7 protein-coding genes and 1 riboswitch are annotated in these 12227 nt (G+C 62.0%); of the genes, 2 read left to right on the plus strand and 5 right to left on the minus strand.

Features of this window, described 5'->3' with window-relative positions; all coding sequences use genetic code 11:
* Positions 1-45: 45 nt before the first annotated feature.
* Entirely contained in the window at positions 46-498 is a 453-nt protein-coding gene (locus GEV38_RS24820) for a DUF1249 domain-containing protein (protein WP_016501905.1), read from the minus strand.
* On the minus strand, positions 489-1106 hold the full coding sequence (locus GEV38_RS24825; RefSeq protein WP_015272022.1) for an NUDIX domain-containing protein: 618 nt from the start codon (positions 1104-1106) through the stop codon (positions 489-491). The genes GEV38_RS24820 and GEV38_RS24825 overlap by 10 nt, the downstream gene beginning before the upstream one ends.
* 185 nt (positions 1107-1291) lie before the next feature.
* On the opposite strand from GEV38_RS24825, the gene GEV38_RS24830 reads away from it, so the two are divergent.
* Positions 1292-2038 carry an RsiV family protein gene (locus GEV38_RS24830; RefSeq protein ID WP_015272023.1) on the plus strand — a complete coding sequence of 249 codons (747 nt, stop codon included), beginning with the start codon at positions 1292-1294 and terminating at the stop codon, positions 2036-2038.
* On the opposite strand, the gene cytX is transcribed toward GEV38_RS24830, so the two are convergent.
* Positions 2007-3290, minus strand: coding sequence for a putative hydroxymethylpyrimidine transporter CytX (gene cytX / locus GEV38_RS24835; RefSeq protein ID WP_015272024.1), 1284 nt, complete (start codon positions 3288-3290; stop codon positions 2007-2009). The genes GEV38_RS24830 and cytX overlap by 32 nt on opposite strands.
* Before the next feature lie 173 nt (positions 3291-3463).
* Entirely contained in the window at positions 3464-5344 is a 1881-nt protein-coding gene (gene thiC, locus GEV38_RS24840; protein WP_015272025.1) for a phosphomethylpyrimidine synthase ThiC, read from the minus strand.
* Between the two features lie 154 nt (positions 5345-5498).
* Positions 5499-5605, minus strand: a riboswitch (TPP riboswitch).
* 160 nt (positions 5606-5765) lie between these two features.
* Between thiC and GEV38_RS24845 the strand changes: the two genes are divergently transcribed.
* Positions 5766-7202, plus strand: coding sequence for a TolC family outer membrane protein (locus GEV38_RS24845; RefSeq protein WP_003258125.1), 1437 nt, complete (start codon positions 5766-5768; stop codon positions 7200-7202).
* Between the two features lie 115 nt (positions 7203-7317).
* Here GEV38_RS24845 and GEV38_RS24850 read toward each other — a convergent pair whose 3' ends face one another.
* Entirely contained in the window at positions 7318-12213 is a 4896-nt protein-coding gene (locus GEV38_RS24850; protein WP_236222123.1) for a S8 family serine peptidase, read from the minus strand.
* Positions 12214-12227: the final 14 nt, after the last annotated feature.

Genomic DNA, 12227 nt, shown 5'->3' on the forward strand with positions numbered 1-12227 from the left:
TACAACGGGTGCGAGCAAACACCCGTACCCAAACCACGTCACAATTCAGCGAACGCTTGCCAGCTCGTGGCCACAGGCCAGGCAATGGCTCAGCCATTCACCGAGGAACAGGTTGAGCTGGGCCTTTTCGTCCGGCTGGTGCATGGCTTCGTTGGGATAGGGGTATATGCTGCGCAGGCGACGGGTGTGTTCGGCACTGACCACTTCGGCCATGCGCGCATCGTGGTACACCTGCACTTCCAGGTGCGGCACCGGCAACCATGGCAGGCTGTGCTCCTGGCGCACGTGCAGGGTGGTGGTGTACGGGCAGGCCAGCACCACGTCGAGCACCAGCACGCCAAGCATCTGGTCGCCTTGGGTCATACCGATGCGGCGCGAGCTCTGGGTGGTGCGCATGTCGGGCAACAGGCGCATCAGCCGGGCGTAGTTGGCCTCGCAAGCTGCCTGCAGCCCGACCAGGTCGACCCGATAACGCTCGCGCAGCAGGTTCACTTCCACATACCTCGTACTTCATCACGGTTCAGCGCCAGCCATTGCAGGCCGATGATGGTCGCCGCATTGCAGATGCGCCCGTCGCGCACCGCCTGCATGGCATCCTCGAACGACCACACGCGCACGCGAATGTCCTCGCCCTCTTCTTCCAGGCCATGCAGGCCGCCCGCCCCTTCACTGCTGCAACGGCCGAGGAACAGGTGAACATATTCGTCACTGCCGCCGGGCGACGGGAAGTAACGGGTCATCGGCCACAGGGCGCTGAAGGCCAGGCCGGCTTCTTCTTCGGCTTCGCGGTGGGCGACTTCCTCGGGTTGCTCGTCCTTGTCGATCAGCCCGGCCACCATCTCGATCAGCCAGGGGTTGTCGACCTTGTCCAGTGCACCGACGCGGAACTGCTCGATCAGCACCACTTCATCGCGCAACGGGTCGTACGGCAGCACGCACACCGCATCATGGCGCACGAACAATTCGCGGCTGATCTCGCGGCCCATGCCCCCGGCAAACAACTCGTGGCGCAGACGTAGCTTGTCGAGCTTGTAAAAGCCCTGGAAGCAGTTGGCCCGCTCAATGATTTCGAAGCCCTTGGGCACTGAGTTCAACGCGTCTGACATGGAAATCCTCATTACCTCGAATACCGCATCGCGCCATCCTACTCTGCACGCCTGCCGGTTTCACCCCTTTCCGGCAACCGTTCGCGCACTCGGGACAGCGCGCCTTCTCTCTGTTAGCTTAGTGGCGAACTGAAGGCCGCGCAGACGGTCAAAGGCCGACTTTTCCCTGTTCTGCAAGGATCCTCATGACACTTGTCAAACTGACTTCCGTGGCTGTGCTGGCCCTGGCCCTGGGTGCCTGCCAAAGCCTGTTCACGCCCAACTACCGGGCGCCGCTCGAGGTCAAGCGCGATGCCTGGGAGCATGTCAAACCCGGCTGCAGCGAAAGCGACTGCCCGCTGGTGAACATCGACATGATCCACTTCCCGGCCTTGCCCAAGCTCGATGGCATCGTCGAGAAACGCCTGCTGCAACTGACCGAAGACAACCAGCGCGGCAACGCACCGACCACCCTGCAAGCCTACGAGCAGCAGTACCTGGCCAGTGCCGACAGGCGCAACAGCAGCTACCTGCAGGCCAAGGTACGCGAGCAGCATGACGGACTGGTGATCATCGAATTGTCCAGCTACCTGGACAGCGGCGGCGCCCACGGCATGCCCGGGCGTGGCTTCATCAACTATTCGCGCAAGCTGGACAAGGTGCTGACCCTGCAGGACATGCTGGTGCCCGGCCAGGAAGACACCTTCTGGAAAACCGTCGAGGAATCGCACCGCGCCTGGCTGATCAGCGTAGGCATGGACAAGGATGCCGAGTTCATCAAGACCTGGCCGTTCAAGCAGTCGCCGCACGTCGCCCTGACGTACGGCGCGGTGGTGGTCAAGTACGAGGTCTATACCATCGCGCCCTACTCCATGGGCCACGTGGAGTTGAAGATCCCCTACCCGCGCCTGAATGGCGTGCTCAAGCCCGAGCTGTTTCCCGGCCGCGGCTGAAGCTCAGCAGCCCGTGCAGTAGCCCTGCCAGCAGCAATGCCGGCAGGGTCGCACCCAGGTCCGGCGCTTGCGCGGCGATCAGATGGTACGCGGCAACGCCCACCGCCCAGGCCAGCAGTGCCTGCCAGTGCAAGCCATGCACCTGTGCTGGCAAGCGGCGGCGACGGATCACGTAATGGTCCATCAATACCACACCGAACAGCGGTGCAAACACCGAGCCGATCAGCAGCAGGAAGTTCTCGTACTGTGCCAGTGGTGCCAGCAAGGCGATCAGCGTGCACAGCACGCCAATGGCCAGCGCCAGGTGCTCGACCTTCAGGCGCACCAGCACGCCGGTGGAAACGGCCGCCGAGTGAATGTCGGCAAAAGCCTTTTCCGACTCGTCCAGCAGAATCAGCAGCAGTGGAATGCCCATGCCGGCGCCCGCCAGGGCCAGCAGCAGGGCGTTGGCTTCGCCACTGTCGGCGAAGGCCAGGGTGTAACCCACGCCCAGGCTCATCAGCCAAGTGTTGCCGATGAAGTAACCCAGCACCGTACCACCGAATACATGTTTGCCGTTACGGGCAAAACGCGAGTAGTCGGCGATCAGCGGCAACCAGGACAGCGGCATGGCGATGGCGATGTCGAAACCCACAGCCAGCGACATCGATCCGTCGCCGGCGCGGTTCCACAGTGCCGCAAGGTCGGCCTTGGCGAACAGGTTCCAGGTCAGCCAAAGGCAAGCGCCCAGCAGCAGCCAGATACCCCAAGTGCGTAGCACCTTGCGCACGAACGCCAGCGGCCCACCGACTGCGAGCAAGGTGGCCAGGGCGCCGAAGCATAGGGTCCAGAGCACAGGGCTGTTCCAGGCGCTGGCTTCGCCGAACGCCCGCGCGCCCAGCAGGCTGGCGGCATCGCGCATCACGATGATCTCGAACGCACCCCAGCCCACCAGTTGCAGCAGGTTGAGCAGCGCCGGCAAGCGAGCGCCATGGCCACCCAGGCTCAGTTTCAGCGTGCCCATGGCCGACAGGCCGGTATCGCTGCCGATGACACCGGCAGCCCCCAGCAGCAGCACACCCACACCGGTGCCCAGGGCGATAGCCAGCACCGCGCCGGCAAGGCCCAGGCCAGGGGCCAGCATGGCGCCGACCTGCAGCACCATCAGGCCGATGCCGAGGGAGAACCATAGCGAGAACAGGTCGCGGGCGCCGAAGATGCGCTGGGCGGTGGGGACCGGGTGGTCGGGGGAGAATTGGCTGGGGGTGGTCATGCTTTGACACTCGGCAAGGTATTGGATTGGACGCGGTCGCTGTAGGAGCGGCCTTGTGTCGCGAAAGGGCCGCAAAGCGGCCCCAGGTTTTCAGCTTCGCGACTGAAATTGCCGGGGCCGCTTCGCGGCCCATCGCGACACAAGGTCGCTCCTACAGGGGTCAGCGCTGCGACTTAGACTTTGTGATACAGCTGGCTGCCTTCCTGCCGGAACCGCTCGGCCTGCTCACGCATGCCTTGCTCTACCGTCACATCCACGGTTTCGATCTTGGCGGCGTATTCACGCACTTCCTGGGTGATCTTCATCGAGCAGAACTTCGGCCCGCACATCGAGCAGAAGTGCGCGACCTTGGCCGATTCCTTAGGCAGGGTCTCGTCGTGGTAGGCACGGGCAGTGTCCGGGTCCAGGCCGAGGTTGAACTGGTCTTCCCAACGGAACTCGAAGCGTGCCTTGGACAAGGCGTTGTCACGGATCTGCGCACCCGGGTGGCCCTTGGCAAGGTCGGCGGCATGAGCGGCGATCTTGTAGGTGATGATGCCGGTCTTCACGTCATCCTTGTTTGGCAGGCCCAGGTGTTCCTTGGGCGTGACGTAGCAGAGCATCGCGCAACCGAACCAGCCGATCATAGCCGCACCAATGCCCGAGGTGATGTGATCGTAGCCAGGAGCGATATCGGTGGTCAGCGGGCCGAGGGTGTAGAACGGCGCCTCGTCGCAGCATTCCAGCTGCTTGTCCATGTTCTCCTTGATCAGTTGCATCGGCACGTGGCCGGGGCCTTCGATCATGCACTGCACGTCGTGCTTCCAGGCGATCTTGGTCAGCTCGCCGAGGGTCTCCAGTTCACCGAACTGCGCGGCATCGTTGGCGTCGGCAATCGAGCCGGGACGCAGGCCGTCGCCCAGCGAGAAGCTGACGTCGTAGGCCTTCATGATTTCGCAGATTTCTTCGAAGTGGGTGTACAGGAAGTTTTCCTTGTGGTGTGCCAGGCACCACTTGGCCATGATCGAGCCACCACGGCTGACAATACCGGTGACACGCTTGGCAGTCAGCGGCACATAACGCAGCAGTACGCCGGCATGGATGGTGAAGTAGTCCACGCCCTGCTCGGCCTGCTCGATCAGGGTGTCGCGGAACAGCTCCCAGGTCAGGTCCTCGGCCACGCCGTTGACCTTTTCCAGGGCCTGGTAGATGGGCACGGTACCAATCGGCACCGGCGAGTTGCGGATGATCCACTCACGGGTTTCGTGAATGTGCTTGCCGGTGGACAGATCCATGACCGTGTCCGAACCCCAGCGGATGCCCCAGGTCAGCTTGGCCACTTCTTCCTCGATCGAGGAACCCAGGGCGCTGTTGCCGATGTTGCCGTTGATCTTCACCAGGAAGTTGCGGCCGATGATCATCGGTTCCACTTCCGGGTGGTTGATGTTGGCTGGGATGATCGCGCGGCCACGGGCGATTTCCTGGCGGACGAACTCAGGAGTGATTTCTTTCGGGATGTTGGCCCCGAAGCTATGGCCGGCGTGCTGCTCGTCAAGCAGACCAGCGGCACGTGCCTCTTGCAGCTTCATGTTTTCGCGGATGGCCACGTACTCCATCTCGGCAGTGATGATGCCTTGGCGGGCATAGTGCATCTGCGAGACGTTGGCACCAGCCTTGGCCCGACGCGGGTTGCGCACGTGGGCGAAACGCAGCTTGGCCAGTTCGGCATCGTTCAGGCGCTGCTGGCCGAAGTCGGAGCTCAGGCCGGCCAGGCGCTCGGTGTCACCGCGTGCCTCGATCCACGCCGAACGCACATCGGCCAGGCCCTTGCGCACGTCGATGACAACGTTGGGGTCGGTGTACGGGCCGGAAGTATCGTAGACCAGCACCGGGGCATTGGACTCGCCACCGAAATCGGTAGGGGTGTCGTCCAGGCTGATTTCACGCATGGGCACGCGGATGTCCGGGCGCGAGCCTTCGACATACACCTTGCGCGAACGCGGGAATGGTTGCACGGACTGCTGATCGACTTGTGCCGATTCGCTGAGGTTGATCGCTTTTTCTTGTTTGGTCATCACAGGCTCTCCAGACGGCTTCCTAGCAGTGGAATGTCGGGGTGAACCTGAAAGGCGCGGACGCACCCTTGATGGGTGCAGTGCCGGATATGGGGGTGCCTGAAGCTGCATGCAGCTGCGACATTCCCGGACCTGGCACAAGAGGCTCCCCGGGAAGGCGAGCAATCTTGTTCCCTACGCAGGCGCTAACCTGATCAGGTTCAACGGGATCCGCAACTTTGCGATCTCAGCCTTTGCTTCAAGGCACCCCGACAAGAACATGCGCAGTCTAGACTGGAGTGGTCGGCAAAGCCAAGCAGGTAAATGCGCGGATGATGAAAGGCACCCCGAGCGATTGTTGCCGGGTGCGCATGGCACTACACTGGCCCGTCGCTCGATACTCAACAGTTCAGTAATTAAATTTCGTACAAGGATTGCCTCTATGCTGCGCAAACTCTCACTGGCAATAGCCGTGTCTTGTGCGTCCAACGGAGTGGTCTGGGCAGCGGACGTGCCCACTACAGTGAAAACCGACCTGGTCAGCGTCTATCAGGAAGCGGTCGACAACAACGCTGACCTGGCTGCGGCCCGCGCCGATTACGGCGCCCGCCGCGAAGTGGTACCGCAGGCTCGCGCCGGGTTGCTGCCTAACCTGTCGGCCGGTGCCGAAATGCTGAACACCCGCACCAAGCTGGACGAACCATCGGCCACCAGCAACCGCAGCGGCAACACCTGGAGCGCAACCCTGGCGCAACCTATATTCCGCGCTGATCGCTGGTTCCAGTTGCAGGCGGCCGAGGCGGTCAACGAACAGGCGGCGCTGGAGCTGTCGGCGACCGAGCAGAACCTGATTCTGCAAACCGCACAGAACTACTTCGCCGTGCTCCGTGCCCAGGACAACCTGGCCGCGACCAAGGCCGAGGAAGCGGCCTTCAAGCGCCAGCTGGACCAGTCCAACGAACGATTCGACGTCGGCCTCTCCGACAAGACCGACGTGCTGCAATCCCAGGCCAGCTACGACACGGCGCGGGCCAACCGAATCATTGCCGAGCGCCAGGTACAGGATGCCTTCGAGGCCCTGGTGACCCTGACCAACCGGGAATACACGTCGATTCAAGGCGTGGTCCATACCTTGCCAGTGCAGGTGCCTACGCCCAACGACGCCAAGGCCTGGGTCGAAACCGCCGGGCGCCAGAACCTCAACCTGCTGGCCACCAACCACGCGGTCGTCGCTGCCGAGGAAACCCTGCGCCAGCGCAAGGCCGGCCACGCGCCGACCCTTGACGCAGTTGCCAAGTACCAGAAGGGTGACAACGACAACTTCGGTTTCACCAACCCCGCGCCGGCCCCCGTTACGCGCTATAGCGGCGACGTCGAGCAGACCAGCATCGGCCTGCAGTTGAACATCCCGATCTACAGCGGCGGCCTGACCAGTTCGCAGGTGCGCGAGGCCTACCAGCGCCTGAGCCAGACCGAGCAGCAGCGTGAAAGCCTGCGCCGCCAGGTGGTGGAAAACACCCGCAACCTGCACCGCGCAGTGAATACCGACGTGGAACAGGTGCAGGCGCGCAAGCAGTCGATCATCTCCAACCAGAGCGCGCTGGAAGCCACCGAGATCGGCTACCAGGTGGGTACCCGCAATATCGTCGACGTGCTTGACGCCCAACGTCAGCTGTACACCTCGGTGCGCGACTACAACAACAGCCGCTATGACTACATCCTCGACAACCTGAGCCTCAAGCAGGCAGCCGGCACCTTGAGCCCGCAGGACCTGCAGGACCTCAAGCGGTACCTCAAACCGGACTACAACCCGGACAAGGACTTCCTGCCGCCGGACCTGGCGGCTGCAGCGGCGAAGAACTTCGAGCGCAGGCCTTGAGATAGGTGTTGGACCAGTCGCGGGCAAGCCCGCTCCCACCGCGGGGTAACCTGGGGGAGTTGGCGTGCCGGCGATAGGGCCATCAAATATCACTCCAGCCGCTACAGGACAGCGACTAGGCCGCTACGGCAATCGTCGAGTCGATGCGTTGAACCGACATATCCCCGATCAGCGCAGAGCCAGCGGGCTCAGGGGCAAACGCAGCCATTGCATCAACTAGATTTCCCAGGCTCGGCAGCGAGTGCTCGACAACAAACAGAGATGCCCCCGCTGAAAGGGCCAAGGCCTCAGGCATGGCAACCATTTCAGAGGTGACTATTGCCGGCTGCGCAAAGATGAAGTCCTCCGCTGTCACTTGCGCAACTTCGAGCGCATCCAGATACAGTATATTCACGATACCTTCCTGCCCCGGCACTGCCTGGGTATCAACGGCCACACCATGAATCTGTGCAAAGTCATTAAGCATGAAGCGCTCGACTTTGCTGACCTGCAGATCCTCGAAGCGACTGATGCCTACCTGGCTGAGGTCAATCTTGTCGATACCGTGCCGGAACCCCCGCAGGGTGTTTTTGTAATCGCTCACACCTTCTTGTTTTGTCACCAGGAACACGCTGGGCGCAACCGTTGGCGGGGCATAGATCGTGCCTGCCAGAGAAGCCACCAACTGCCCCGATTCGTCGCTTGTAAGCGACACGCCATCTGCACCACCGGTAAGCAGAACATTCGCGTTGACAGGCGGAGGCGCCTGCACTTCAGGGCTGCCCTCGAAGTAACCTGGCGCAGCAGTGAATGCGTCAAGGAAGCGGAAGTTCGCTGGCTGCAGTTCGGCGATCGGTTTGCCCGCAAGCGTCAGCTTCTGCCCATCGCCAAGGTCTAGCACAGCCGCATTGCCGTCCTGTCGCATCTGCAGGTCAGCAAACCCTAAACCACCAAAACCGACCAGATCGATCACTTCACGCGAAGTTTCGAATTGCTCGAGTACATCGTTTCCGGCTGCACGCCTGTGGATAACATAGCGGTCAGTACCCTCCCCGCCCTTGAGCAGGTTGTATCCACGGCCACCATCCAGTAATGCCCCGGCGGGCCCAGCGATCAAGGTATCGTCGCCGTCGCCACTGATGAGGTTCTGCACCGAACCAGAGGCTATGGTCAGCGCCACTCCGGCGATATTGGCACTGCCACTGGCCAAATCCACCGAAATACTGCGACTTACCGCAGCCGCATTCAACGTATTACGCCCGCCAGCGGTGCCGCTGATTGCGTCGTCAAGCAGCGCTCGCCCGGCGTTTTCTGCCACCAGGTTCGCATAGTCATCGGTGAAGTAATAAGTATCATCGATGGTGCCGGGGCTGCCAACGAGGCGCAACGTCCAGCGATCGAGTGTCAACGGCAAACCAGCATCGGCATTGCGCACCTCGAGTTTCCACTCCCCTGCTGAGCGCTCTGCGCGATGATGGGTCGACATGAACCCATATTTGAACGCTCCTGAGCGCGAATCGCCCAGATCGTCATCACCGGAGCCCGGTGCCTTGCCCGTGCGATCGAGCAGCACACTCCGCGTGCCGCCAGGCGACACCAGCGTGAGCGTCATGTCACCCAGACGGCCCACCATCGAATGGATATCGACCTCCACATGCTCCACCAGCACATCAGCCGGCAGGGTCAAGGACAAAGTCGCGACCTGCCCCGCCGCAACTTGGTGGGCAAGCGGCTCACTGGCAGCGGTCAGCACCCGTTCATTGGCCTTGGTCGCCTGGCTACCCCATGACTCGGCAAGACGCACAGCCGCACGGGCGTCGACCATACCAAAACCGTAGTCGTGACTGGTGTGCATGCCACCGCCGTTCCAGTTGCGCCCTGCGTTGTAGGCCCATTGGGTGGATGCGTCATCCACCTTGCGCGCAGACAGTGCGAGGATCTGCTGGACGTCCCGATAACCGAGCCCCGGATTGGCCTGCAGCATCAACGCCACCACGCCTGATACAATCGGCGCAGCGAAACTGGTGCCCTGGGTCGTGCTATAGGCGCTGCCCACCGATGCACCGCGCTCCGCTTCAAGGCTGACGCCAGTGGACAACACATGGCTTCCTGGTGCAGCGACCAGCAAGCTGGAACCTGGGTTGGAAAAGGGTGCAGTGGCAGCTTGCAGCACCGAGAGGTCTGCCTTTGCATTGATCGCCGCTACTTCGATGGCGTGGCGGTTGTTGTTGGTCAGCGAGCCCTGGGCACTACCACCTTTGTCGCGCTGGTTGCCGCCAGAGGCGACGACGATGGTGCCAAGCCCGCCACGACCATTGGTGGCCGCAAGCGTAGTACTGAAAGCGAGCGCCAGAGCGGTATCGACCTTGCCTTCCGGAACATTCCCCAATGCGAAGTCCTTTTTGAACCCCCAACTGTTGTTGGCAATGTCGTAGTTGACCATTTGCCCCAGGTTGGTCAGGTCGTCGCCTTTGTTGGCCAGGTAGTGCCCGCCGATCTTCGCATCGTATGCAATGCCGATTCCCCCTTGATCATTGCGCGCTCCAACCATGACACCCGCCACTTGGGTGGCATGATTGGACGCCAGGGCAGCCAGCGTGCCATTGGTACGTTGGGTTTGCAGCCAGATGGGGTCGATATTCGGCTTGAGATCGGGGTGCTCGATATCGAAGATTTCCGGCGCGACGGCAAATTCACCGCCAGGCTCGAACTGCCCGATCCTCACGCCCTTGCCCGTGAAGTCACGCCATACTGGCGCGACATCGATCTCGTCCAGATACCACTGCCGCCCAGAGAGCGGGTCACCAGGTGATTGCTCATGGCGCAACGTTACCGTCGCGCGCAAGGGTGCCGATGCACCGCTGCCCACCTCGGTAACACTCATGGAGGCGTTGCCGGCCGCATCGACCAGGTCGTAGCGGAAACTGACATCACCGTCATGGCCAGGCAACGGCGTGACCTCCACATCACCCTGCTCGTTCAGCCGCACTGTAGCGCCCTTGCCAGCATTGACCGACGCGATGCGCAATGGCCCACTGCTGTTGAATGGCTGGTCGTTGGCCAGCAGCGCCGTCGCAGGGACTATCAGCGCGGTGTCAGTGGTGGTGAAGGTAGCCAGTTGCTCAGGCGAGAGCCTGTCGCCGATTGGCATGGCGCCCGCGCCGAGAAGATCGATAGCGGCAATATCGGCGAAGCTGAGCTTCTGGATGTTGCTCAGGGTCAGGCGGCCGTCTCGCCCCGCCACGGTGTCGGTGATCTGGTGACCCGATTCGGTACGCGTGATCAGGTACTCGTCGTGTGCACCATGCAAGCTGACCAAGTTGGTTCCCGCGCCTCCATCGATCGTGGCATCGCCCCGACCGGCTTCGATCACGTCATCGGCCGCCCCACCCGTAATCCGATCCGCCCCACCACCAGCGTAAATAATGCTGCCGCCCGCCGAGGCCTGGATGCGATCCCCATTTGGACCTGCGTAGATAACGGACTTGCCGGTACCACCAATGATGTCGTTGCGGCCGCTGCCACCGACGAGCACATCGTCGCCACCACCACCGATCAGCAAGCTATCGCCCGAGCCGCCCTTGATGAAAACTCCGCGTTGACCGCCGCTGGCGATGATGTCCCTACCCCGCCCTCCTTGCGCGATGGTCAACCCGGCCTTGGCCATGTTCAGCCCAACGCCCTGCTCCCCCACGATCAGCGCCGTGTCACGCCCGCCATTGCCGTGCATGTTCGCCCAGTCGTCACTGGCACTGATCACGAATACATCATCGCCCGCCCCGCCGTGATAGGTATTGCTGCCAGCGCCGCCAACCAGCCAGCTGCCGCCCGGGGCTGCGGTCAAGACATCATCGCCTGCGGCGCCGTGCAGCGTGTCCACGCCGAGCGCGGCGGCGTCCAGAGTGCTGCCTTGAGGACTCTGGCTGATGTAAGCCCGTCGGGAAGTGGGCCCGCTTGATGAAGTCAGTACCGTACCGCCACCTTGAGCCTCGATCCGATTGCCGACGGTATCAGCGAGGAACTTCACCGCCAGTACTTCCCGGTCCTCGCCATTGATGGTGAATGTACTGCGGGAGAGGACCTGGTTACCCTGACGTGCTTCCCCCACCGGCTCGACCTGACCGAGCTTGATTTGGCTGATGCCATGCTCCTTCAATGCCTTCAATTCTCCGGCATCGGCACGCCCGTCATGGTTGCCATCGACCCACACCTTCAATTGTGCCCAGACAGCATCTTCAACGTTGATAGCGCCATCGGCGTTGGCGTCCACGCTTGCCAGGGCGGCGAAGCCATCTTTGAACGGTGTTTCGCCGGAGTTGCCATCGCTACCGGTTTTGCCTCCGTAGTATTCGGAAAACAGTTGGCTGATGTTGCTCACCTGCCCGGTGCCTTTGTCATGTACCAGCATCCCGGTCACACGATCTGCCCAGCCTGTACGACGTAACATACCGCTGTTATCGACATCGAACAGCACGCCGTCCTCGATACCTGCCAAGCCCACACCTTGCCCGCTCAGATCGAGTAACAGAGGGTCGACGAAGGTGTTCACCGTAGTCATCGCCGCCAGCCCGTTGAGCACCACTGCGTTACGCAGGCTGAAGTCCGGCTGTTCGCTACCCTCCCGATAGAACTCGGCCAGGTGCTGGTTCGGCCGCACGTTGGGGTCGAGCTGGATCTCGCCGGGGCGGATACCACCGGTGGCCAGGCTGCCCAACTGGGCGGAGGTGAAGTCGGTGTTGTCGAGGGTGCTGTCGGTGAAAGCGATGCTGTGGGTCAGGCGGCGGTTGACGTAGCCGCTGGAGACGTCGTTGCGGATGTCGTCTTGGCCTTGCAGGTCGCGACGGGATTCGGTTGCGGGGGTAATTTCGATATTCAAAACTGGGAGTGCGGGCTCTTTCACACCCAAATCAATGAGATCGGAAATTACGTCCGCGATGTTCTTTCCCGTGACTTCAGCTAAAGAAAAGAGGAAAGACCCTACTCCTCCTGGTGAATCAATGCGCGCTTTCCAATACTTGGCCACGGGACGCATTTGGTCTGGACCAA

The organism is Pseudomonas sp. 13159349, assembly GCF_013305685.1.
GTDB classification, from domain to species: domain Bacteria; phylum Pseudomonadota; class Gammaproteobacteria; order Pseudomonadales; family Pseudomonadaceae; genus Aquipseudomonas; species Aquipseudomonas asiatica.